We start from the raw sequence: 22,843 nt of genomic DNA, 5'->3' as shown, positions 1-22,843 counted from the left end.
TGACTTTGGCCTTCGACATGCCTCATCGTCGAGGCGCCGGGGGCTATGAACGATGTCCCGACTCATATGTGAACGATGTCGTGAACCAGCACACCTCCGGGCCCACCACCCCTGCTTTTCTTGCGCTGACCTGCAGCTTTGCTCCCGCCGCTCGTGGACACGATTGGCCCGGGATACCCCCGAGGGGACTCCTGGACCCCCTACAGACCCCCGAGAGATCCGGGAGTACCGGACACACCTTCTGTGCGAACGGGGGTGGTGGTCTTGGTGAGCATGCGACGGCCGTTCGGTGAGCTCGAGGCTCGCAAGAGCACCAAGACGAAGAAGATCGTCGCTTGGAGGGCGCGCTACAACGGTCCCGACGGCAACCGCTACACGCGCCAGTTCGGTGACCGGATGGCAGCCGAGGCGTGGCTGGTCGACGAACGCCGGATCGTCGACCGCAACGAGTGGCTGCCTCCCGACCGCCGCGACACCGTTGTCGACCGACCGACTCTGAACCAATGGGCTGCGGAGTACGTCGATGACCGGACGCTCGCGCCCGGCACGTTGAGGAACTACACGCGGACGCTTCGGGTCCACATCGAGCCGACGATCGGCAAGATGTACCTGGACGCGATCACTGTCGCCGACGTCTCTGCGTGGTACGCGCGCGTCAAGCGTGAGGCTCGAGCTCGCGCCAAGGTGGCGAAGCGGACCTCCGGTGACGGGTCCGGTGAGGCCGCACAGGCGTACAAGTTTCTGTCGTCCGTATTCAAGGGTGCCGTCGCTCGCGGGTTGATCGACGCATCTCCCGCCCGTGTGGTGGGCGCCGGCCGGCACCGACGGCGGCACCAGCCCGTCGTCTTGACGCCGACGGACGTGGAGTCGCTCGCTCTGGCCTTGCCCGAGCACCTGCGGGCGCTGGCCGACCTGCTGAGCTGGACGGGCTTACGGATTGGCGAGGCCCGTGCGCTGCGCCGCCGGGACGTGGACCTGCGGGACCAGACGGAGGCGTCCGTCAGCGTGGCGCAGAACGTCTCCCAGGGCGGCAGAGGCATCAATGCCGTCGTCGGCCGCGTCAAGACCGAGGCTGGATACCGGACGGTGGCGATCCCGGAGGAGCTGGCGCTCGTCCTCGGGGTCCACGTCGAGCGGTTCGCCCAGCCGGGGCGAGACGGGCTGCTGTTCCCGGGGCGGTCCGGGGGAGTGCTCCCCGAGGGGACGTGGCGGTACGCCTGGATCCGTGCCCGGGAGAAGGCGGGGCTGCCGGACGTGCGGACGCACGATCTGCGGCACACGAGCCTGACGATGGCGGCCCGGGCCGGCGCGACCGCCGCCGAGCTGATGCATCGTGCCGGGCATTCCGAGGCGCGGGTGGCGATGATCTATCAGCATGCGGCTGCCGACCGGGACCGCATGATCGCCGAGCGGATGGCGGCGATGGCTCGTGAGGACGAGCTTGCCGCACGTCGTGAGCGTCGCCGGCTTGGCGAGCGGGACGTACGGAGCTCGGAACCGCCGGGACGGGGCCCTGGGGCACCTCCTGGACCCGACGGCACACCTTTGTCGTGACGACGACGCATCGGCGCCGCCGGGAAGGAGAACGATCATGCGAACCACGACCGCGAAGAACCGGTCGGTGAGCCGCGGGCAACTCGTGGCCCTGGCCGACGCGGCGGAGGAGTTCAGCGTGTCGGTGAAGACCATCCGTCGGCGCATCGCCGACGGCACGGTCACCGGGTACCGGGTGGGGAGACTCATCCGGGTCGACCTGGACGAGCTGCGCGAGCGGCTGGCGATCGCCATCCCGTCGGCCCGGCCGTAAGGTCGCGACCTCATGAGCGACGACTGCGGGCGTCGCTCAATGCGGCGCAGACGTCCTCGCGCAGGTCGCACGGTGCCGCTGAGTCCGCGGCACCGTTGGCTTCCCCGAAATGCCCGGTTCGGCGACCGCCGGCCGCCGTCGCGCAGACATCACGCCCTACAACTTCGACGACGACCGTTCGGCGGGGCCGAATCGGCACCGCCGGGCGCGTCACCCGGAGCCGCGTGAAAGCCGAGGTATCCATGGCTCGATGGTGGACCTGGTGCGTTACCGCAAACGTACGGGGTACCCACCCCGTACGGACCCCGTACGCACCCTTCATGACGGCGTCGGCGCAGGCCAGGGTGCGTACGGGGAGTGGTTCGGCGAAAACGTGCGCGGGACCGGGCGAGGGTGCGTGCACGGGGATCGGGCGGCCGTCGCGCGCACCGTCGGCTATGCCTGCGGCGCGACGATGCGGCCGAGCGTGGCACGGAGCCCACCGAGCGCACCCGGCACCAGCGAGTAGTACGCCCAGCGCCCGCGCTGGTCGCGCTCGAGCAGCCCCGCCTCGACGAGGAGTTTGAGGTGGTGGCTGACGGTGGGCTGCGCGAGGCCGAGCGGGCCGGTCAGGTCGCAGACGCACACCTCGTGCCCCTCGTGCGCGGCGGCGATCGAGAGCAGCTGCACGCGGGCCGGGTCGGCGAGCGCCTTGAAGCGGCGGGCGACGTCGACGGCGGTCTCGTGGTCGACGGCGGAGTCGTCGGCGGGTCCGCAGCATCCAGCCGCCGGCGAAGACGACGCCAGTGGTTCCAGGGCCAGTTCCGTCACGGTCATGCCCTCATCTTGCCATGCATCGAAGAATATGGATATGTTGTGGTCCGTTGCCATCGAAGTTCATCAATACGAGGGAGTGTGTGATGGTCGAGACGGTGCGAGCAAAGCTGCCGGTAGTCGTCATCGGCGCGGGCCCGGTGGGCCTGGCCGCGGCGGCGCACCTGCTCGAGCGTGGGTTGGAGCCGCTGGTGATGGAGGCGTGCGAGCGTGCCGGTGCGGCGATCTCGTCGTGGGGGCACGTTCGCCTGTTCTCGGCGTGGCGGTACGACGTCGACGCCGCAGCTCGCCGCCTGCTGGAGCCCACAGGCTGGTCCGAGCCGGACCTGGACTCGCTGCCGACAGGCGCCGAGCTCGTGGACGGGTACGTCGCGCCCCTGGCGGCGACGCCCCAGATCGCCTCGCGGTTGCGCACCGGGACACGGGTGCTCGCGGTGGCGCGTGACGGTGCGGACAAGACGCGCTCGCTGGGCCGCGACCGTCGCGGCTACCGCGTGCGGACCGTCGACGCGGACGGCCGCGTGACAGACGTCCTGGCGCGGGCGGTGATCGATGCGTCCGGCACGTTCTCGACGTCGAACCCGCTCGGCGTGAGCGGCCTGCCCGCGGCCGGCGAGGTGGACGCGGCGCCGTTCGTCACCGGCCCGCTGCCCGACGTCCTGGGCGCCGACCGCGACCGCTTCGCCGGACGGCACACCCTGGTGGTCGGGATGGGCCACTCGGCGGCAAACACGCTGCTGAGCCTGGTGGAGCTGTCCGAGGCGGCGCCGGGTGCCACGATCACATGGGCGATCCGCGGCGGGTCCGCCCGGCGCCTGTTCGGCGGCGGCACGGACGACGAGCTTCCCGCCCGCGGACTGCTGGGCACCCGGCTCAAGGACGCCGTCGACGCTGGGCGGCTGCGGCTGCTGACACGGGTCTCGATCGAGCAGCTCGTCCCCGGTGCGGAGTCGGTGCAGGTGCTCGGCACTGCTAAGGACGAGCCGCTCGCCCTGGACGTGCACGCGATCGTCAACGCGACCGGCTTCCGCCCCGACCTTGGCATGCTGCGCGAGGTGCGCCTCGACCTCGACCCCGTCGTCGAGGCGCCGAGCGCGCTCGCCCCGCTCATCGACCCCAACCAGCACTCCTGCGGCACGGTGCCCCCGCACGGCGAGGCGGTGCTGTCCCACCCGGACGACGGCTTCTACCTGGTGGGCATGAAGTCCTACGGCCGGGCCCCGACGTTCCTGCTGGCCACCGGGTACGAACAGGTGCGCTCCGTCGCGGCCGCGCTGGCCGGCGACCGGGCGGCGGCCGACGCCGTCGAGCTGAACCTCCCGGCCACGGGGGTGTGCTCCAGCGACCTGGCCCTGGCCGCCGAAGGCGAGTCGTCCGCCGTGTCCTGTTGCGGGACCGCGCCGGCCGAGCCGCAGCTCGTCACCCTCGGCGTTGGAGCGCCGGCAGGTGTCGGGTTCGCCAGCGGTGTGGTGCACGGCCGCTCGGGCGACGGCGAGGACGCGTGAGCCTCACGCTGCGCGCCGCGACCCCCTCCGACATGGCGGGAGTCGCAGCCATCTACGACCACTACGTCCTGACCTCGACGGCGACGTTCGAGCTAACACCGCCCGGACCGCCGTTGTGGGACGCAAAGCTCGATGCCGTCCGGGACGGCGGGTGGCCGTTCCTCGTCGCGGACACTTGTGGGGAGGTCGCCGGGTTCGCGTACGTCGGGCCGTGGCGACCGCGGCCCGCCTATGAGCACACGGTGGAGGACTCCATCTACCTCGACCCTGCGTACACCGGCCGTGGCGTCGGTACGCAGCTCATGGCCCGCCTCATCGAGGAGGCCGAGCAGGCCGGCGCACGCGAGATGATCGCCGTCGTCGCGGACATGGACTCGCCCGCCTCCCTGTCGCTGCATCGGCGGGCGGGGTTCGCCGACGCCGGGCGGCTCGAACGGGTGGGGCGCAAGTTCGACCGGTGGCTGGGCACCACGCTGTTGCAGAAGTCGCTCGCCTGACCCGACGACACGCGACGGGCCGCAACCTTGTCCGGTTGCGGCTCCGTCGTGCTCTGCGCGGAACGGAGCGGGTCAGGCCACCGGCTGAACGTCGAGCGAGGCGAGCAGATCGCGGATGCGGCGCTCGATCTCGTCGCGGATGGGACGCACGTCGTCGAGGCCCCGGCCGGCGGGGTCGTCGAGCTCCCAGTCCTCGTAGCGCTTGCCCGGGAAGATCGGGCAGGCGTCGCCGCATCCCATGGTGATGACGACGTCGGAGGCCTGCACAGCCTCGGTGGTGAGCACCTTGGGTTGCTCGGCGATGATGTCGACGCCCACCTCGGCCATGGCCTCGACGGCGACCGGGTTGATCCGGTCGGCGGGCGTCGAGCCGGCCGAGCGCACCTCGACGGCCCCGCCCGACAGCGCGCGCAGGAAGCCCGCGGCCATCTGGGAACGGCCTGCATTGTGCACGCAGACGAACAGGGCGGACGGCTTCGCGGCGGCGGGGGTATCGGTCACGGTGGTCTCCGGGGGTCGGTCGTTCACGGGGTGGGCAGGTCGAGGTCGGGCAGCAGGTCGGCCAGGAGGGCGCGCACGCGGGTGTCGAGCTCGTCGCGGATGGCCGCGACACCGGCAGGGGAGGCCAGGGCCGGGTCGCCCACGAGCCAGTCCTCGTACCGTTTGCCGGGCAGGACCGGGCACACGTCGCCGCAGCCCATGGTGATCACGACGTCGGCGGCGCGGACCGCGTCGTCGGTCAGCGGCTTGGGGAACGGCTCGACGGTACCCAGGGCGGCGAGCTCGGGGCGCACCGCGGGGTGCACGTCCGCCGCCGGCGTCGATCCGGCGGACCGGACCACGACCCGGTCGCCGGCGTAGTGCCGCACGAGCGCGGCGGCGAGCTGGGAGCGGCCGGCGTTCGCGACGCACACGAACAGCACCTGCGGCGCGACCGCGGCACCGGCGCCGGCGTTGCTGGCCTCGCGGGTCAGGTCGGCCAGCCGCTGGCGGGCGAAACGGTCGGTGAGGGTGAGCAGGTGCGCGGAGACCTTCGCCGAGCGGGCCAGCGCCGTGTACGACTCGCGCACCGTACGCAGCACGACGTCGCGGGCCAGGTCGGGATGCGCGGCCGAGAGGTCGGCGGCGAGCCGGTCCAGGGCGGCGTCGGCATCCTCGAGCCCCATCAGGTGCGGGTGCTCGCCCAGGGCGTCCAGGGCTGCCGGTGCGAACGACTCGAGCAGGGTGCTGATCGCGGACTTGTAGCCGGGGGTGATGCGGTACCAGACCCAGGTGCCGCGCCGCTCGGACGCGAGCACGCCGACGTCGCGCAGCACCTTGAGGTGGTGGCTCACCGTGGGCTGGGACACGTCGGTCAGTTCGGCCAGGTCGCACACGCACGCCTCCCCGGCGGGCGCGGTGGCGATGAAGGACAGCATCCGCAGCCGCAGCGGCTCGGCCAGCGCCTTGAGCGTGGCCGCGACCACGCCCGCGGCCTCGGTGCCGATCGCGTGCGCCTCGATGCGGGGCCCGCAGTCCTGGTCGCGCACCGTCAGCGGAACGCGCTCCTCGGTCGTGTCGGTGGTGGTCATGACCTCACCTCGTCCAGCCCTCGGGTCGGCGCCTCGACGGAGTAGGGGTCGACGGCGAACCAGCGCCGGGCGACCCACAGGGACACGTAGACCAGGCCCACCAGCACCGGGACCTCGATGAGCGGTCCGACGACCCCGGCCAACGCCTCGCCGGAGGTGGCGCCGAAGGTGCCGATGGCCACGGCGATGGCGAGCTCGAAGTTGTTGCCCGCCGCGGTGAACGCGAGCGTGGTGGTGCGGGCGTAGCCCAGACCCAGCAGCTTGCCGAGCACCATGCCCAGGCCCCACATGACGGCGAAGTACACCAGCAGCGGCAGCGCGATGCGCACGACGTCGAGCGGGCTGGAGGTCACGGCGTCGCCCTGCAGGGCGAAGAGCAGCACGATCGTGAACAGCAGCCCGTACAGGGCCCACGGGCCGATCTTCGGCTCGACCCGCTCCTCGTACCAGTCGCGACCCTTGGTCCGCTCGCCGATCCAGCGGGACGCGAAGCCTGCCACCAGCGGGATGCCGAGGAAGACCAGCACGTTGAGGGCGATCTGCCCGATCGAGACGTCGAGTCCCTGGGTGTCGAGGCCGAGCCAGCCGGGCAGCACGGTGAGGTAGAAGTAGCCGAGCAGGGAGAACGCGATCACCTGGAACACGGAGTTGATCGCGACCAGCACGGCGGCGGCCTCCCGGTCCCCGCACGCGAGGTCGTTCCAGATGACGACCATCGCGATGCAGCGGGCCAGGCCGACAATGATCAGGCCGGTGCGGTACTCGGGCAGGTCGGGCAGGAACGTCCAGGCCAGGGCGAACATCAGCGCTGGGCCGACGATCCAGTTCAGCAGCAGCGAGCTGACCAGCAGCTTCTTGTCCCCGGTGACCGAGGCGACCTTGTCGTAGCGGACCCTGGCCAGCACGGGGTACATCATCACCAGCAGGCCGAGCGCGATCGGGATCGAGATGCCGCCGACCTCCATCGAAGCCAGGACGTCCGACAGGCCCGGGATGAACCGGCCCACCAGCAGGCCGCCGATCATGGCCAGGCCGATCCAGGCCGGAAGCCAGCGGTCCAGGGTGGACAGGCGCCGGACGGCGTCGGTCTGCGGGGTCGCTGCGTCGCTCACCGAGCCACCTCCCGCGCGTCGGCGAGGGCGGCAGGAAGCCCGTCAGGGTTGGGCGCCGTCGGGATGCCGGCCAGGGACTGCTCGCCCTCGGCGTCGGCGACCTCGGTGAAATACGACTGCGCGTCGAGCGCGGCGGAGCAACCGGAGCCGGCGGCGGTGATGGCCTGGCGGTAGGTGTGGTCGACGGCGTCGCCGCAGGCGAAGACACCGGACAGGTTCGTGCGTGTGGAACGACCCTCAACGAGGATGTAGCCCTCGTCGTCGAGGTCGATCCGTCCCTTCACGAGGTCGGTGCGGGGGTCGTGCCCAATGGCGACGAACAGGCCGGTCGCGTCGAGCTCGCGCTCCGCGCCGGTGACCGTGTCGAGCAGGGTGACGCCGGTGACCTTTTTCTCGCCGCCGATCCCGGCGACCTCGCTGTTCCACGCGAACTCGATCTTCGGGTTCGCTTCGGTGCGGGCGGCCATGATCTTCGACGCGCGCAGGGAGTCGCGACGGTGCACCATGGTGACCTTGGACGCGAAGCGCGTCAGGAAGATCGCCTCCTCCGTCGCCGAGTCGCCGCCGCCGACCACGGCGATGTGCCCGCTATCACGACGGGCGCCAGACCAGCCCGCGCGGCGTACACAGCCGCGGTGTAGCCGGCGGGGCCCGAGCCGACGATGACAACCTCGTGGACCTGCTGTATCGACATGCCTCTATATTGACATAGGTCAATGTCGACCGTGGCCGTGTTGCCCGATCCTCCGGGGACATACTCTCCGCACTGAGGACCTGCGCGGCGCGCTTCGCGTCGATGACTCAACGGCGGTCCGACCGCTGGAGTCCCGTACGCCTCGTGTTCACACCTCTGGCACCCGAGGCGGGTCGAGCTCCACACCTGTCAGGTGTGACAGTCTCGCTGCGGGTGATCTCGGCCGGGCAGGGGTATGCCTACCTGCTGCGGTCGGTCGTGGCCGGGGACGGGAACGAGCCGAAGGCCTCGGTGTTCACGCGGTACTTCACCGAGGCGGGCACGCCGCCCGGGATGTGGATGGGCCGAGGCGTCCAGCACCTCGGTGACGGTGTACTGCAGCCAGAGATAACGGTGATGCCGTCTCAGCTGCAGGCGTTGCTGGGCCATGGCGTGGACCCGGTCACCGGCGAGTCGCTGGGACGCCCGTTCCGCGAGTACCCGACCGCGGCGGAGCGAACCGCGCGACGGATCCACGGCGTTGATCGCATGCTGCCGGGGGCGGAGTTTGACGCCGCGGTGGCGCGGATCCAGGCACAGGAACAGGCTCGCGGGTCGCAGACGGCGACCGCGGGGTTCGATCTGACGTTCTCGGTGCCGAAGTCGGTGTCGGTGTTGTGGGGGTTGGCGGACGCGACGACGCAGGAGCTGATCGTCGCGGCGCACCATGACGCTGTCGGGCAGGTGTTGGACTTCTTCGAGCGGGAGGTCGCGGCCACCCGCACGGGGCATGGGGGAGCGGCGCAGGTGCCGGTCGTGGGGGTGGCGGCGACGGCGTACGACCATTGGGACTCGCGGTCGAACGATCCGCAGCTGCACACCCACCTGGTGATCTCGAACAAGGTCAAGGCCGCCCACGACGGCCAGTGGCGCACCCTGGACTCCCGCGCCCTGCACCACGCCGTCGTCGCGGTGTCCGAGCACTACAACGCCGTCCTTGCCGACCGGCTCACCAACACGTTCGGCATCGGGTGGCAGCGGCGCGAACGCGGAGCCGATAGGTCGGCGCAGTGGGAGATCGCCGGCGTCCCCGATGACCTGCTGGTGGAGTTCTCCTCGCGTAGCCGCGACATCGAGGTCGCGAGCGACCAGCTGATCGCCGACTACACGGCGACGCATGGCCGTCGGCCGTCGGCGCGAGTGACCGTGAAGCTGCGCGCCCAGGCGACCTTGGCCACGCGGCCCGAGAAGTCCATCCACTCGTTGGCGGACCTGACCGCCGCCTGGCGACGTCGCGCCGAGCACCTCGTGGGCGATGACCCGACCGGGTGGGCGCGCGGCCTCGCGAAGGGACGTTCCACCCGGGTGCTGACCGTCGACGCTGTCCCGCTGGACGTCGTCGATCAGCTAGCGGTCGAGGTGGTTGCAGCGGTGTCGCAGAAGCGGTCGACGTGGCAGCGCTGGAACCTGTGGGCTGAGGCCTCGCGCCGCACGATGGGGCTGCGGTTCGCCACGGTCGAGGATCGCGAGCAGGTGGTCGCGATGATCACCGATGCCGCCACTCGAAGGTCGGTTCAGCTGACGCCCGGTGAGCTGGCGAGCAGCCCGGCGACGCTGCGGCGTGAGGACGGTTCCAGCATGCTGCGGCCCCGGCATGGCGAGATCTTCACCAGCGACGAGCTGCTCCGCATGGAGGACCGGCTCCTCGCACTCGCCGCCGACCGCACCGGCACGGGTTCAGCAACGCGGCTGCTGCACCGGAACGCGAGCCCTGGACCGGGGGAGCCTTGGCTCGACGTCGAGCAGGCCGAGGCAGTGAGACGGATCCTTGTCTCGGGCCGTTCGCTCGACGTGCTGGTCGGCCCTGCAGGCACCGGCAAGACCACCACGATGCGAGCACTCCTCAACGCATGGGTGGCCGAACACGGCACTGGGGCGGTGGTCGGGATGGCGCCCTCGGCCATCGCAGCGCAGGTGCTGGCCGAGGACCTCGGCATCCGCTGCGACAACACGGCGAAATGGATCTACGACCACCGCCACGGCCGGGCGGACTTCCGCCCGGGTCAGCTGGTGATCGTTGACGAGGCGACGCTCACTTCCACTCGCGACTTGGACTTCATCACGACAGGGGCTGCGCAGGTCGGTGCGAAGGTGGTGCTCGTCGGCGACCCGGCCCAGCTGCAGTCCGTCGACGCCGGCGGGGCGTTCGCCATGCTGGTCGCCGCCCGTGGCGACGACGTGCCCCGGCTGACCGAGGTGCACCGGTTCACGCACGACTGGGAGAAGACGGCATCGCTGCGACTCCGTGATGGCGACGCGGCCGTCGTCGACCGGTACGAAACGCACGACCGGATCCGGGAGGGCAGCACCGACGAGATGGTCGATGCCGCCTACGCCGCATGGCGGCACGACGTCGACGCCGGCCGGGCGAGCGTCCTCGTCACCGGGACGGCCGACACAGTCAGACAACTCAACGACCGGGCCCGCGCCGAACGCATCCGCACGGGTCTTACCTCCGCCGGCCGCGACGTCGTCCTGCGCGACGACAGGCCAGCATCGGCCGGTGACGTGATCATCACCCGCCGCAACGACCGACGCCTTCGCGCCGGACGGCGGGGCTGGGTGCGCAACGGCGACCGCTGGATCGTCACCCACGTTCGGCGCGATGGCGGCCTCGAAGTCAGCCCCGAAGGCCGACGGCGGGGGAGCATGGTGTTGCCATCGAGCTACGTGGCCGACCACGTCGACCTCGGGTACGCCGTCACCGCCCACCGCGCCCAGGGCCTGACCGTCGATACCGCGCACGTCGTGGTCTCGTCGTCGAGCACCCGCGAGAACCTGTACGTGTCCATGACCCGTGGACGGGATGCCAACACGGCCTACGTCGCGCTGGACCGACCCGACCCGCTGCACGTTAACCCGGCCGACCCGGACGTGACTGCCCGCAGCGTCATGCTCGGAGTCGTGAACCACACCGGCACCGAGGCATCGGCGCACCAGGTCATCGAGACCGAGGAGAACCGCTGGACGAGTATCCGCCAGCTCGCCGCCGAGTACGAGACCATCGCCAACGCCGCACAATGCGACCGCTGGACCCGTCTCGTGCAACACGTCCTCCGCGATGCTGGTCGGCTCACATCCGCCGAAACCGACCAGGCGATCCATTCCGAGGCGTTCGGCGTGCTCGCGGCCGGGCTAAGGCAAGCCGAGGCGTGCGGACGCGATGTTGAAACCCTGCTTCCGCAACTAGTCGCCCAGCGCGGCCTGTTCGACGCTGACGATGTCGCGGCCGTTCTTGCGACGCGCCTCGCCCACGTCGCAAGCCGCCCCGCTCAGGGTACGAGAGCCGACCTTATCGCTGGTCTCATCCCCGCCGCTCGCGGACCGCTGCCCGATGATTACGGCCGCGCACTCGAAGAACGTCGCCGCCTCATCGAAACCCGCTCTCGCAATCTGGCCGAGATCGCAGTGCGTGATCATGCGCCGTGGACGCGGCGCTTCGGAAGGCCGCCGAACGGTGCCAAAGACCGTGAACGCTGGCTCGCCGAACTGACAGCCGTCGCCGCATACCGTGAGCGATACGCCATAGCAGGAGCGCAGCCGCTCGGTAGCCCAACCAAATTGCGCGCCCAGGAGCGCGACCGTCGCAACGCGGCGGCGGCACTACACCGCGCAGCGAGATCAGTCGGCAGGAAAGGCGTCAGGATAGCGGGTAATGCGACCCGTTCAAACGCCGTACTTCCGTTCTGATAAACAGAGCGATAGTCGCGTTGGGATCATGACTTGACCGCGACGCCGTGCGTAACGAATATTGCCAATGCGTAGGCAAGGGTGCGATGAGAGTATTCCGAAACAGGGAACTCGCCCACGAGAGGCCATCCTGGCGCGCCCAGGAGGCTTTGCGGAATCAGGAATCAGGAGTGCGAAGGCGATTCCCAAATCCGGACAGAGTTCGATGAACTTCTGGCTCTATTGACGGCTAGTGCTCAATAAGTAGCGCTGGCCGCCGTCAAGGACTCGGGCTGTCGACATGGAGTCTTTCGCGACCTCGTCGAAGAGCACGTAGTTCTTACTGTTCACGACCTCACTATATGCAGTTCTCACTACTCCAAGAAGAGTTCGAAGAAGTTCATTGCTTGGCGTGCGATTCAACTTCGATAGATCATTTGCGCTAGGCTGTCGTTTTCGTGTCATCGCAACGGTGGCAAGAGTTGCGAGATGAAATGAGAAGTTGTCCACTTCTCCGCGAGTTGCAGGCTCAGTGCGCAGAAACTGTTCGCAGACGCGCTGGATTGTGACAGCTTGAGAATACATCGCCAGCGGGTGGCCCTCTGCGAACACTAATGGATAAATATCGTCGTCAAACACTTTCGATGGTGCAGCTCGCGCAACATGGGGCGCCTGCACCAGTGTCGCCATAACGGCTTGCCCCAGCTGATCTATTGATACGAGTTGAGACAGGTGCACTTGCTGGTTCCGGTAAAAGTTTTTCCTCCGCTCGTAGTACAGACCGACGGTCTGGAGGTATTCTTCAATTTTGCGTTGAACGGAGTCCGTAGCCCTTAGCGCGCTCGTGCCCAGTGTCGTTTGACTATTGGTCGCCTTAATGATTCTGTCTTTGGTTACCTCCTGGTCCGCCTCAACCACCTTGACCAAAATCGATCGCCTTTCGTCGAGCTCGGCGCTCGCGCCGCGACGGTAGATTTCATGCGAGGTTTGGAGCCCGTTGACAATCTGTGGAGAGACTAGCGAGAGGATCTTGCCGCTTAACTGGACTTTGTCAGCAACGACGGTGACGCCATTGTTTAGCCACCAGAAGTCAATCCCTGCACCCCTTTCGGCAAGCGTGGCCCTGATGCTGGAATTTACATCAGATTCGGACTCGTAGTCGCGCACGTTGGCCTCGAACATTAGCGCGTCGAGCCGGCCGCTATCATCACTAATGAACCGGTGATACTCGGGCAGCGATACTACGCCTATATATCCGCCAGATGTGTTCGTTGATATCGGATTCTCTGCGAGGCGAACCTCCTTGGAGACCCTTGACCTAAAGCGCGCATACTTGCTCACGGCTGCCGCATCGAGAAACTCTACACACGGCTCTGAGGTGCCGAAGGATCTCCGAATCGCCTCTACAAGCCCATCGCCTTTCCTTGCAACATTTGGATGCGGAAGAGCCTCTGCCTTTAGGCTCGCGAATATTGCTTTAATGGCAATATTCGGCATGTCTAGATCGCGAACAGCCCGAATAAATCGTCGAGTTACCTCGATAACCTTGGAGTTGAATCGTTTTGCCAATTGGGCCTCGTCGCGATCCAGGTCAAATAGGTCTGGGATGTTTGTGATCATGTGTTCGACCGCACCCTCGGAAAAGCCGGCCGTGTTCTTGGTTTGGAATACGATGAACTCTAGTTTCGGTCCGCGCCCCATCTTAACTAGCGGCGCGTCATCTCGAACGCACATGCCGTTTACAAGCATGTATGCGCCGTCGATGCCGCCATCATTTGCGCCATCGACGATCCCAGAAAGGATATCGTCATGGGTAGGTGCGTAGGGCTTTAGGTAGTGGTGTGCAAGAAAGTATGCCTCTTGCTCGGCTGGATTTAGCCCGTCCGCTTCGATTCGCGTTCTATTGAGCATGTCAGCGAGAAGGATTACGTCGTTTGCGGCCATGGGGCGGTCTCCGTTGTCGGATCTGGGTCTGTCCGGATCCTACTTGTGGGCCCCGGTTCGTGGGCGGCGCGAGTGGGGTTAAAAAGCTGGGAGTGTTTCGCACGCTTCGTTGGTGACGTGATGGGCGATCGGGCCGTCGGAGCTCGATCGCCGTCGGAGCTCTATCAGGGGCGGCATGCGGCGCTGGCTGTGCTGTTGACGTCATCAGGTGCGGTTGAACTGTGGCGGTGCTGCTACGGGGATCCGCTCGGTCGGCGGGGCTCCTGGACGGCACGTCGTTCTGCCACATGGCCTGAGCTTCGCTCGACTGGGTTCGCGCTATGGGTGGTTGTTCCCAAGTCTGTTGTGCGAAGTTGGTTTCATGTCACGGACCTTGCCGTCGTACCCCCGCTGGGCCCCCGCGGACAACCTTCGGGGAACAAAGCTGCAGGTCAGCACCCATTCAGAGGCTTACACCGTGGATGTCGGGGGTTCGAGTCCCTCCGGGCCCACCCTTGTGATGAGTCGGGACATCGTTCATAGATGTGTCGCGTCATCGTTCATATCGAGAGCCCGGCCATCGGCCGGGCTATCGCCTGGTGACGGTCACCTCGACGGGGTCACCGACGTCCTTGCCGAGCGCCTTGCGGACCTTGGCGCTGAGAGACACCATGTGGCCGCCCGTCCCGGTCGGCATCGCACCGACGTTCTCGAGCACGACGTCGTCGACCCGCGCGTCGACCCGGACCGTCCGGCCGGTCCCGAAGAGCTCTGCCGAACCGGGGATCTCGACGCAGCTCCAGGTGTCGCCCTTGACCTCGACGCCGATCGTCGTGCGAAAGCTCAGCTGCTCTGCCGCCATGTCCCGAGCGTAGGCGTTCAGACTTCCGTCCGCCGGGGGGTCCGGCGGCGCAGGCGAGGTCAGCGGGGAGCGAGCGCCGCGCGCATCCGCACGAGCCGCGGGCGGTCCGGCTCGCGCCCGACCCGCTCGAACCCGCAGCGCGTGTAGAGGTCGATCGGGCCCGTGCGCCACTCCCACACCGTGAGCTCGAGCGCCTCCGCACCCCCGTCCGCGGCACGCTCCCGCGCGGCGTCCAGCAGGCGTCGCCCCGCGCCCAGCCCGCGGCGGTCCGGGTCGACCCAGAGGCGCGACACGCTCGGGACCTCTCCGGCGTGACGCAGCACGACGAGCCCGATGGCGCGGTCCGCCGCGTCCCGGGCGACCAGCACCTCGGACGTGGCGAGCGCGGCAGCGGGGTGCTCGACCTCGGCGCGGTAGGCGTCGGGGAGCGGGTCGCCCGGCTCGGCGCCCTTCTCCCGCTCGGTCTGGCGGTGGTACCCGCGCAGGAGGTCGCCGACGGCGCGCGCGTCGCGCACCGGATCCCACAGCGTGACCGTCGCGCTCGCGCCGCGACGGGTCGTCTCCGCTTCCGCCGTGCCGGCAGCCGTGCCCCCGGCCGGGGTCGAGAGGCCGTGCGCGGCGAGCGCGCGGTCGACGGCGGCCTCGCGCGCCTCGGGCGTGTAGAGCTCGGGGTCGGCGGTGCTCAGCGCTGAGAGCCCCTCGACGAGGGAGACGAGCGCCAGGGTCGTGGCCGCGACGTCGTGGCGGGACAGGTCCGGGCGGCGCCGCTCCACGAGGGCGCGCACGCGCGCGACGAGCTCGCGGTGCGCGGAGCGCTGCTCGGCGCGCAGCACGTCGTCGTCCAGCGCGGCCGCGAGGAACCCGAGGCGGACGCGGGCGTCGTCGTCGGCCCCCTGCCCGGGGCGCGAGCCCGCCGCCGGGCGACCCGGCGCGACGAGCACCAGCAGCGTCTCCCGGAGCAGCGTCGCGACGTCGGACCCGGCGTCGTCGACGCGGGCGAGCAGGAAGGCGGCGCGCTCCTGCTCGAGCCGGCGGGCGTTCAGCAGCATCGACCGCTTGTCGCTGAAGGTGTGCATGAGCAGGCCCGTGCTGCAGCCCGCCTCGCGGGCGACCGCCCGCACGGTCAACGACTGGGGCCCGCCGCGCGCGAGCACCGCGTACACGGCGTCGGAGATGCGGCGCGCGGTGGCGGCGTCGTCCTTGGGGCGAGCCACGGGCTCTCCTTGCTCACGGTCAGGTCAGGGAACGCTCGTTACCGTAACGCACCTCTGACCAGGTCAGCGCCCGTCGGCTACGAGGCGGTGGCGGCGAGCTTCTTCGCCAGGGACTTCGAGCTCGTCTGGTAGGCGTCTCCGCCCGCCGAGAAGAACGTCTCGCAGTAGTCCTGGCGGCAGTAGCGGATGGCCTGGTCGGCGCCGGAGATCGTGGTGGGACGGTAGAGCACGTCCTCGTCCGGCGACGTCGCGAGCCGCTCGACCAGCGACGCGGCACCCGGCACGACCGAGACGAAGTCCTCGTCGTACCCGTCCTTCCACCGGCATGTGGTGCCGTCCATCAGCATCCACAGCACCTGGTCGAAGGACTTGGCGTCCTCCGGGCCCGCGGGCGCGTCCTTGTCCAGGGGCTTCCCGTAGCCCCAGGTCTCCGCCTTCTTCCCGACGGCGGCGGACAGGTCCTTGCACGTCACCGGTGTCGCCTCGCCGCGCGCGCGCCAGGCATACGCCTCCGCCGGGGCCTCGGCGAGGGCGCCGTAGGCCCTCGAGGCGATCGCCTGGAGCCCGCCGAGCACGGTCTTCTCCCGGTCTGGCATGCCCTCGTAGGGGGAGAAGTCCTGCTCCCAGCCGGACGTGTGCATCCATACCCGCACCCAGGAGTCGCCGACGACGCCCGCCACGAGGCAGCCGAGCGGCCCGCAGGTCGAGACGCTCTGCACGCCGGCCACGTCGACCGACGGGTCGACCGGCTCGTCGGTGTCGCCCGCGTCCTCCACGAAGTAGTCGCCCGCGCCGGGCAGGACCTCGACGCCGACGTACGCGGCGCCGTCCTCGACGTAGTCCGGCTGGGTGGGCTCGGGGCCGTTGCGATAGGAGCAGCCGAGCCCGCCGGCCTCGGTGATCAGGTACGGGTCCATCTGCAGGTCGGGCTGGAGCGCCTCGACGACCTTCGGTGCCTTGCCGTCGGCGAAGGTCAGCGTCGTGGCCACGGCGGAGCTGTCGACGAGGTCGTCGCACGTGAGCAGCGCGACCGGCGTCGGCGTCGGGGTCGGGGTCGCGGTCCGCGACGCCGCGGCGGGCCCCGCCGTCGTGCCGTCGTCCTCGCCGGACGTGCCGCACCCGGTCAGCAGGAGCGCCCCCGCCGCCAGGACGGCGGCCGTCCCCCGTACCCGCGTGAGCCGTGTCGTCGGCCGTGTCGTCACCGTGCGCGTCATCCTGCTCGTCCCCCTGCTGGTCATGGCGGAAAGGTATCGGCAATGCCCGCCGCGCCGCCGCGCCGCGCCGCTAGCCTGGGGCCATGAGTCCCGCGCCCCGCCTGGCCGACGTCGTCCGCGTCCTGGAGGACCTCTACCCGCCGGGGACGGCGGAGGACTGGGACGCCGTCGGGCTCGTCGCCGGCGACCCGGAGCAGGAGGTCCGCAAGATCCTCTTCGCGGTGGACCCGGTGGACTCCGTCGCCGACGAGGCGCTCGACTGGGGCGCCGACCTGGTGGTCACCCACCACCCCCTGCTGCTGCGGGCGGTGCACTCGGTCGCGGCGACGACGTTCAAGGGCGCGCTGGTGCACCGCCTCGTGCGGTCCGGGACCGCCCTGTACGTCGCGCACACCAACGCGGACGCCGCCCCCGGCGGGGTGGCCGACGCGCTCGCCGACCTCCTCGGGGTCGTCGGCCGGCGCCCGCTCGTGCCGTCCGACGCGGACCCGGAGGTCCGCGGCATCGGCCGCGTCGGTCGTCTCGAGGCCCCCACCACCCTCGGGGCGTTCGCCGCGCACGTCGCCGCCGTCCTGCCCGCGACGGCCCAGGGCGTGCGGGTCGCCGGCGACCCGCACGCGCAGGTGCGCACGGTCGCCGTCGTCGGCGGCTCGGGAGACTCGTTGTTCGACGACGTCCGCGCGGCCGGCGCCGACGTCTACGTCACCGCCGACCTGCGCCACCACCCGGCCTCCGAGCTGCGCGAGCGCGCCGAGTTCGGCGCCGGCACCCCGTACCTGGTCGACGTCGCGCACTTCGCGAGCGAGTGGCCCTGGCTCGAGCACGCCGCGCGGGACGTGGTGGCCCGCCTCGGCGGTACGGTGGAGCCGCGCGTGAGCACGCGCAGCACCGACCCCTGGACGCTGCGGATCGCGTCGCCGGAGCTCCCCCCGACCGAAAGGACTCCGCAGTGACCACTGCACCCCCCGAGGACCAGCGTCGACTGCTCGACGTCCAGGCGTTCGACACCACGATCCAGCAGCTGCGGCACAAGCGGGCCACGCTGCCCGTCCTCGCACGGATCACCGAGCTCGAGGGGCAGATCGCCGACCTGAGCACGTCGCTCGTGGAGTCGCGCACCGCCGCGAACGACCTGCGTCGCGAGCTGACCAAGGCGGAGGGCGACGTCGAGCAGGTGCGCACGCGCGCCTCGCGTGACCAGGCCCGGCTCGACTCCGGCGCGGTCGGCGCGAAGGACGCCCAGGCGCTCGTCAAGGAGCTCGAGTCGCTCGGACGTCGCCAGGAGGCGCTCGAGGAGGTCGAGCTCGACGTCATGGAGCGGCTCGAGGCCCATCAGGAGGCGCTCGCGAGGCTCGAGGCCGCGAACGACGAGCTGCTCGCCGCGAAGAGCGCGGCCGAGGCCGAGCGGGACGAGCAGGTCGCGGCCATCAACACCGAGGGCAAGGGCGTCGCCGCGCAGCGCCAGAAGGCGGCCGAGGGGATCGACGCGGGGCTCCTCGCGCTCTACGACAAGGTGCGTACCCAGAACGGCGGCCGCGGGGTCGTCGCGCTCCGGGGCGCGTTCGCCGAGGGCCTGAACGTCAACCTCGCGCCCGCCGAGCTCGCCGAGATCGAGGCCGCCGCCCCGGACCAGGTGGTGCGGCTCGAGGACTACGGCCACATCGTCGTGCGCGTGGACGCCTGAGCGGTGACGGAGCAGACCCCCGGGCCCGGCGGCCGCCTCCTGGTCGTCGAGGCGGACGGCGGCTCGCGCGGCAACCCGGGCCCGTCGGGCTACGGGGCGCTCGTCCTGGACCCCACGACCGGTGACGTGCTCGCCGAGCGCGCCGGCTTCCTCGGGACGACGACGAACAACGTCGCCGAGTACCACGGGCTCGTGGCCGGGCTGCGGGCGGTCGCGGAGATCGACCCGGACGCCCAGGTCCAGGTCCGCATGGACTCTCGGCTCGTCGTCGAGCAGATGAGCGGGCGCTGGCAGACCAAGCACGCCGAGATGCGCCGCCTCGCCGCCGAGGCCCACGAGGTCCTGCCGCCCGAGCGGGTGACGTTCGTCTGGGTGCCGCGCGCCGAGAACGCGGCCGCCGACCGGCTCGCGAACGAGGCGATGGACAGCGGCGGGCAGATCGCGCGGGACTACCCGCACGCGCCGGCGCCCGCGCGCGAGCGGCCCGCCGCAGGCGCGGCGGGGACGGGACCGACCGGCGCCTCCGCCGGTGTCGCCGGCGCCGCGGACACCCTCACGGCACCGGCCGCGCTCGCCGCCGAGCGCGCGGTCGCGGAGGCCCCCGCGACGTCCGCGCGGCGGCGCGGGTTCGACCCGTCGCAGGCGGCGACCCTCGTCCTCGTGCGCCACGGGCAGACGGCGCTCACCGTGGACGGCGCCTACTCGGGCGCGGTCGCGCCGGGGCCGTCCCTGACCACGCGCGGCCAGGTGCAGGCCGCGCACGCGGCCGACCTCGTGCACCGCATCGGCCGCGACGCGTGGCCCGACCTCCCGCGGGCCTCGTCCGTGGTCTCCTCCCCGATCGCGCGCGCCGCCGAGACGGCGGCGGCGGTCGGGCGACGGCTCGGGCGCCTGGTGACGACGGACGACCGGCTCGCCGAGTGCTCGTTCGGCGCGTGGGAGGGCATGACCGCCCTGCAGATCGCCGGCGGCTGGCCGGGCGAGCTCGAGCGCTGGTACGAGACGGGCACCCACCGCCCGCCGGGTGGCGAGAGCGCCGCGGACGTGGGCGCGCGCGTGCAGCCCGTCCTCGACGAGATCGTCGCCACCGGGGCGGGGCGCACGACGGTCGTCGTCGGGCACACGGTGCAGATCCGCTCCGCGATCGGGCTGGCGCTCGACGCGCCGCCCGGGCGGTGGAGCACCGTCCGGCTGCCTCCCGCGTCGCTGACGGTCCTGCGCGTGTGGCCGGGCGGGGTCACCGAGGTGGTAGCGGTCGGGGTGCCGAGCGACCACTGAGCCGGCCGGCCACGGGTCAGGCCAGGACGACGGCGGCGAGGCCCGCCGCGAGCACCAGCGGCGTGAGCACGAGCCCCTGGCGCACGACCGGCCACCAGCCGATCGTGCCGACGGCCAGCGCGTGGCGGCCGTACTGCTGCCACCACAGGATCGTCGCGAGAGACGCCCACGGGGTGATCAGGGGACCGGCGTCGACCCCGACCAGCAGCGCTGCGAGCCGGTCGGGCGAGCCGAGCGCTGCGGGCTCGAGGGCCAGGTAGGCGGGCAGGTTGTTGACGGCGTTGGCGGCGACCGCCCCGACCAGGCCCAGGCGCACCACCGCGGCCGGGTCGTCCCCGGAGCCGGCGAGGGCGGCGAGCGTGTCGCCCAGCCCGTGCAGGTGCCACGTCTCGACCAGCACGAGCAGCGCGACGACGACCACGAGCATCCGCCACGGGACCAGCCGGGACGCGGCCACCGGGAGCCCGTGCCCCCGGCCCAGGGCGAGGGCGCCGAGCAGGACCGCGGCCCCGGTCGCCGCGGCCCACGGCGGCAGCTCGACGGCGAAGCAGAGCGCCATGGCGGCCAGCACGAGCGACGCCCCGCGCAGCGCCGCCCGGTCCCGCGGCGCGTCGGGCGCCACGACGTCGTACCGCCCGCGCAGCGCGAGACGGTGCCAGAGCGCCAGCGCGGCGACCGCGACGACGAGCACGGCGAGCGCGGGCAGCCACATCGTGGGCACGTACGACGCCGGCGGGTCGCTGCGCGCGAACCGGTCGGCGGCCAGGAGGTTCGTCAGGTTCGAGACGGGCAGCGCCAGGGACGCGGTGTTGGCGAGCGCCAGCACGGTCAGCGCGAACGGCAGCGGCGCCGACCGGGTACGGACCGCGACCGCGACCACGACGGGAGTGAGCAGCACCGCGGTCGTGTCGAGGGAGAGCACCACGGTGCACAGGACCGCGAGCAGGACGACGAGCAGCCAGAGCACGGCGCGCCGCCCCCGCGCCCAGGTCGCGGCGCGCTGGGCGGCAGCGTCGAAGACGCCCAGGTGGGCGGCGAGCTCGGCGACGACGGTCAGCGCCGCGAGGAGCGCGACGACGGGGCCGATCCTGGTGGCCAGCCGCCCGGCGTCGTCGAGGGGCAACCACCCGAGCGCGAGGACGAGGGCGACGCAGGCGGCGGCGACGGCCCAGACCGGGGTGCGGCGGACCGCGCTCACGCGCGAGGCAGGGTGTCGTCCACGGGCCGACGCTACCCTCTCGGGCCCGGCCGGCCGGGCCGCCTCAGGAGATCACGAGCTCCAGCGTCCGTGGGCCCCGCGCCGGCACGGGGTGCAGGGTCACCTCGAGGAGCTCGGACGGCAGCCCCGTGCCCACGGCGACCGCGAGCGTCCTGCCCACGAGCTCCCGCGCGGCCGCGACGACCCCGCGCGCCGTCGTCGGCCCGGAGCCGCGCCGGCGCAGCAGGTGGCCGGTGAGCACCCCGCGCGTGTGCTTGGCGTTGTGCGAGACCACCGACCGCGTGCCGCCCACCTCGCGCAGCACCTTCACGGCGAGCCACTCCGCCCCCGCGGGCGGGTGCCACGCCGCGGCGTACGACGCGGAGCGGCAGTCGACGACGACGTCGCCCCTGGCGCGGTCGTCGAGGGCGGCGGCCAGGTGCGGGCGCCACGCCGTGGCGAGCGCCCCGACGCCCGGCAGGGTCGTGGCCATCGACAACCGGTACGCCGGGACGGCGTCGACCGGGGAGACGGCGCCCCACAGGGCGGAGACCGTCAGCACGGACTCCGCGGCCCGCCTCGCCTGCGCCCGGGTGAGGTCCGCGAGGCCGGCCGCCGCGTACAGCACGCCCGTGTAGACGCGGGCCGCGGGGGCCGTGGGCGCGGTCGTCAGCCGGGTGTTGCGCGCGACCTCGTCCGCCAGGCCGCGGCCGACGCCGAGCACCTCGAGGGCGTCGGGGCGGGCGCTCGCGGCGGCGAGCGCGTCCATCACCGCCTTCCGCTGCCCGGTCAGGGACGGCAGGCCGAGGGAGGTCAGGTCGAGGGGCGGGCCGTCGTCGGGCACGGTCTTGCCCTCGGAGGGCGGCAGGAGCACGAGCACCGGGACACCCTACGCGGCGGGCGCTACCGTGCTGACCCATGGCACAGGTGAAGGTCTACGGGCGGCGCAGCGTGTGGGGCGGCCGGACGGACGAGGTCTCCGACGCCCTGCACGCGGCCCTCGTCGCGGCCTGGCAGATCCCCGACGGCAAGCGGTTCCACCGGTTCCTGCTGCTCGGCGACGACGAGCTCGTCGCGCCCTCGCGCGGTCCGGGCTACCTCGTCGTCGAGGTCGTGTGCTTCACCGGACGCAGCAGGCAGGCGAAGCGCGCCCTCGTCGCCGCGATGTACGACGACGTGGCGCCGGCCCTCGGGCTCGGCGCGGACGACCTGGAGCTCGTCGTGCTCGAGAGCCCTCGGGAGAGCTGGGGGATCCGCGGGGTGAGCGGGGACGAGCTCGACCTCGCGTACCGGGTCGACGTCTGAGCCGCGGTACGCTCTGCCTGCGGACGAGTCGGCTGGACGGCCGCGTGACGGCGCCCCGGCGTCGTCCCGAGGAACGTCCGGGCTCCGTAGAGCAAGGTGGTGGGTAACGCCCACCCGGGGTGACCCGCGGGACAGTGCCACAGAGAACAGACCGCCACGCTCGGCTCCGGCCGGGCGGGGTAAGGGTGAAACGGTGGTGTAAGAGACCACCAGCGGCCCAGGTGACTGGGCCGGCTCGGTAAACCCCACCTGGAGCAAGGTCGGACAGGGTGCGTTCGAGGGCTGCTCGCCCGAGCACCCGGGTAGACCGCTGGAGGCGTGCGGCAACGCACGTCGTAGATGGATGGCCGTCTCCCGCGCGGGGGCAACCGCGCGCGGTGACAGAACCCGGCGTACAGGCCGGCTCGTCCGCTTCACCTCCCGAGCACGGCCGGCACGCGGCCCGGCAGGCGCTGGGT

At 71.2% G+C, this 22,843-nt stretch carries 20 protein-coding genes, 1 other RNA gene and 1 pseudogene; 10 read left to right on the top strand and 12 right to left on the bottom strand.

The genetic code is table 11. The annotated features are described in order from the left end of the window. Window positions 1–273: 273 nt before the first annotated feature. Entirely contained in the window at window positions 274–1,554 is a 1,281-nt protein-coding gene (locus EDF32_RS13865) for a site-specific integrase (RefSeq protein WP_233565935.1), read from the top strand. A gap of 37 nt (window positions 1,555–1,591) precedes the next feature. Then, window positions 1,592–1,807, top strand: coding sequence for a helix-turn-helix domain-containing protein (locus EDF32_RS13860; protein ID WP_123309137.1), 216 nt, complete (start codon window positions 1,592–1,594; stop codon window positions 1,805–1,807). Window positions 1,808–2,242: 435 nt separating this feature from the next. On the opposite strand, the gene EDF32_RS13855 is transcribed toward EDF32_RS13860, so the two are convergent. Next, window positions 2,243–2,623, bottom strand: coding sequence for a metalloregulator ArsR/SmtB family transcription factor (locus EDF32_RS13855; protein WP_123309136.1), 381 nt, complete (start codon window positions 2,621–2,623; stop codon window positions 2,243–2,245). 83 nt (window positions 2,624–2,706) lie between these two features. On the opposite strand from EDF32_RS13855, the gene EDF32_RS13850 reads away from it, so the two are divergent. Further along, entirely contained in the window at window positions 2,707–4,125 is a 1,419-nt protein-coding gene (locus EDF32_RS13850) for an FAD-dependent oxidoreductase (protein WP_123309135.1), read from the top strand. Then, window positions 4,122–4,622 (top strand): GNAT family N-acetyltransferase, encoded by a 501-nt coding sequence (locus tag EDF32_RS13845; RefSeq protein WP_123309134.1) that lies wholly within the window; start codon window positions 4,122–4,124, stop codon window positions 4,620–4,622. The genes EDF32_RS13850 and EDF32_RS13845 overlap by 4 nt, the downstream gene beginning before the upstream one ends. A gap of 72 nt (window positions 4,623–4,694) precedes the next feature. Here EDF32_RS13845 and EDF32_RS13840 read toward each other — a convergent pair whose 3' ends face one another. The 5 genes and pseudogenes from EDF32_RS13840 to EDF32_RS15100 form a co-directional block, all read right to left on the bottom strand. Further along, on the bottom strand, window positions 4,695–5,123 hold the full coding sequence (locus EDF32_RS13840; RefSeq protein WP_255414268.1) for an arsenate reductase ArsC: 429 nt from the start codon (window positions 5,121–5,123) through the stop codon (window positions 4,695–4,697). A gap of 23 nt (window positions 5,124–5,146) precedes the next feature. Next, on the bottom strand, window positions 5,147–6,193 hold the full coding sequence (locus tag EDF32_RS13835) for a metalloregulator ArsR/SmtB family transcription factor (RefSeq protein WP_123309132.1): 1,047 nt from the start codon (window positions 6,191–6,193) through the stop codon (window positions 5,147–5,149). Beyond that, window positions 6,190–7,305: an ACR3 family arsenite efflux transporter gene (arsB, locus tag EDF32_RS13830; RefSeq protein WP_123309131.1), complete on the bottom strand. Its 1,116-nt coding sequence runs from the start codon at window positions 7,303–7,305 to the stop codon at window positions 6,190–6,192. Before arsB ends, EDF32_RS13835 begins: the two co-directional genes overlap by 4 nt. After that, window positions 7,302–7,886: pseudogene (locus EDF32_RS13825) on the bottom strand (NAD(P)/FAD-dependent oxidoreductase); the annotation flags it as partial. The pseudogene EDF32_RS13825 and the gene arsB, both read right to left, overlap by 4 nt. After that, entirely contained in the window at window positions 7,835–7,999 is a 165-nt protein-coding gene (locus EDF32_RS15100) for an FAD-dependent oxidoreductase (RefSeq protein ID WP_370449996.1), read from the bottom strand. The pseudogene EDF32_RS13825 and the gene EDF32_RS15100, both read right to left, overlap by 52 nt. A gap of 195 nt (window positions 8,000–8,194) precedes the next feature. On the opposite strand from EDF32_RS15100, the gene mobF reads away from it, so the two are divergent. After that, window positions 8,195–11,728 (top strand): MobF family relaxase, encoded by a 3,534-nt coding sequence (mobF, locus tag EDF32_RS13820; RefSeq protein ID WP_158614107.1) that lies wholly within the window; start codon window positions 8,195–8,197, stop codon window positions 11,726–11,728. A gap of 219 nt (window positions 11,729–11,947) precedes the next feature. Here the strand turns inward: mobF and EDF32_RS13815 are convergent, their stop codons facing one another. From EDF32_RS13815 to EDF32_RS13800, 4 genes are all read right to left on the bottom strand, one after another. Next, complete coding sequence (locus EDF32_RS13815) at window positions 11,948–13,651, bottom strand: AIPR family protein (protein ID WP_123309129.1); 1,704 nt, start codon at window positions 13,649–13,651, stop codon at window positions 11,948–11,950. Window positions 13,652–14,219: 568 nt separating this feature from the next. Then, the gene (locus EDF32_RS13810; protein WP_123309128.1) at window positions 14,220–14,492 is read right to left on the bottom strand and encodes a DUF1905 domain-containing protein; all 273 of its coding nucleotides are present in this window, start codon (window positions 14,490–14,492) and stop codon (window positions 14,220–14,222) included. Window positions 14,493–14,551: 59 nt separating this feature from the next. Further along, window positions 14,552–15,706, bottom strand: a complete 1,155-nt coding sequence (locus EDF32_RS13805) for a GNAT family N-acetyltransferase (RefSeq protein WP_123309127.1) — start codon at window positions 15,704–15,706, stop codon at window positions 14,552–14,554. Between the two features lie 77 nt (window positions 15,707–15,783). Further along, on the bottom strand, window positions 15,784–16,944 hold the full coding sequence (locus tag EDF32_RS13800; RefSeq protein ID WP_148061611.1) for a hypothetical protein: 1,161 nt from the start codon (window positions 16,942–16,944) through the stop codon (window positions 15,784–15,786). Between the two features lie 59 nt (window positions 16,945–17,003). Between EDF32_RS13800 and EDF32_RS13795 the strand changes: the two genes are divergently transcribed. From EDF32_RS13795 to EDF32_RS13785, 3 genes are read left to right on the top strand one after another with little or no spacing between them, the layout of a single operon-like run. Next, a complete protein-coding gene (locus EDF32_RS13795) occupies window positions 17,004–17,873 on the top strand; it encodes a Nif3-like dinuclear metal center hexameric protein (RefSeq protein WP_123309125.1) in 870 nt (289 codons plus the stop codon). Further along, window positions 17,870–18,604: a zinc ribbon domain-containing protein gene (locus EDF32_RS13790; RefSeq protein ID WP_123309124.1), complete on the top strand. Its 735-nt coding sequence runs from the start codon at window positions 17,870–17,872 to the stop codon at window positions 18,602–18,604. The genes EDF32_RS13795 and EDF32_RS13790 overlap by 4 nt, the downstream gene beginning before the upstream one ends. Before the next feature lie 3 nt (window positions 18,605–18,607). After that, the gene (locus EDF32_RS13785; RefSeq protein ID WP_123309123.1) at window positions 18,608–19,882 is read left to right on the top strand and encodes a bifunctional RNase H/acid phosphatase; all 1,275 of its coding nucleotides are present in this window, start codon (window positions 18,608–18,610) and stop codon (window positions 19,880–19,882) included. Window positions 19,883–19,898: 16 nt separating this feature from the next. Here the strand turns inward: EDF32_RS13785 and EDF32_RS13780 are convergent, their stop codons facing one another. Then, window positions 19,899–21,080 carry an SLC13 family permease gene (locus EDF32_RS13780; protein ID WP_123309122.1) on the bottom strand — a complete coding sequence of 394 codons (1,182 nt, stop codon included), beginning with the start codon at window positions 21,078–21,080 and terminating at the stop codon, window positions 19,899–19,901. A 64-nt stretch (window positions 21,081–21,144) separates the two neighbouring features. After that, the gene (locus EDF32_RS13775; RefSeq protein ID WP_123309121.1) at window positions 21,145–21,960 is read right to left on the bottom strand and encodes a YaaA family protein; all 816 of its coding nucleotides are present in this window, start codon (window positions 21,958–21,960) and stop codon (window positions 21,145–21,147) included. Window positions 21,961–21,998: 38 nt separating this feature from the next. Here EDF32_RS13775 and EDF32_RS13770 point away from each other — a divergent pair, with 38 nt between their 5' ends. After that, window positions 21,999–22,385: a tautomerase family protein gene (locus tag EDF32_RS13770; protein ID WP_123309120.1), complete on the top strand. Its 387-nt coding sequence runs from the start codon at window positions 21,999–22,001 to the stop codon at window positions 22,383–22,385. A gap of 24 nt (window positions 22,386–22,409) precedes the next feature. Further along, an RNA gene (gene rnpB / locus EDF32_RS13765) (RNase P RNA component class A) lies at window positions 22,410–22,796 on the top strand. Window positions 22,797–22,843 lie beyond the last annotated feature (47 nt).

The sequence above is a fragment of the Cellulomonas sp. PhB143 genome (assembly GCF_003752595.1).
Lineage (GTDB): Bacteria > Actinomycetota > Actinomycetes > Actinomycetales > Cellulomonadaceae > Paraoerskovia.
This window is presented reverse-complemented; position numbering and strand designations above follow the sequence as displayed.

Coding starts and splice junctions, on each gene's coding strand:
- EDF32_RS13855 (WP_123309136.1), bottom strand. CDS start 2,623: ATGACCGTGACGGAACTGGCCCTGGAACCACTGGCGTCGTCTTCGCCG.
- EDF32_RS13850 (WP_123309135.1), top strand. CDS start 2,707: ATGGTCGAGACGGTGCGAGCAAAGCTGCCGGTAGTCGTCATCGGCGCG.
- EDF32_RS15100 (WP_370449996.1), bottom strand. CDS start 7,999: ATGTCGATACAGCAGGTCCACGAGGTTGTCATCGTCGGCTCGGGCCCC.
- EDF32_RS13815 (WP_123309129.1), bottom strand. CDS start 13,651: ATGGCCGCAAACGACGTAATCCTTCTCGCTGACATGCTCAATAGAACG.
- EDF32_RS13800 (WP_148061611.1), bottom strand. CDS start 16,944: ATGACCAGCAGGGGGACGAGCAGGATGACGCGCACGGTGACGACACGG.
- EDF32_RS13865 (WP_233565935.1), top strand. CDS start 274: ATGCGACGGCCGTTCGGTGAGCTCGAGGCTCGCAAGAGCACCAAGACG.
- EDF32_RS13835 (WP_123309132.1), bottom strand. CDS start 6,193: ATGACCACCACCGACACGACCGAGGAGCGCGTTCCGCTGACGGTGCGC.
- EDF32_RS13795 (WP_123309125.1), top strand. CDS start 17,004: ATGAGTCCCGCGCCCCGCCTGGCCGACGTCGTCCGCGTCCTGGAGGAC.
- EDF32_RS13860 (WP_123309137.1), top strand. CDS start 1,592: ATGCGAACCACGACCGCGAAGAACCGGTCGGTGAGCCGCGGGCAACTC.
- EDF32_RS13810 (WP_123309128.1), bottom strand. CDS start 14,492: ATGGCGGCAGAGCAGCTGAGCTTTCGCACGACGATCGGCGTCGAGGTC.
- EDF32_RS13770 (WP_123309120.1), top strand. CDS start 21,999: ATGGCACAGGTGAAGGTCTACGGGCGGCGCAGCGTGTGGGGCGGCCGG.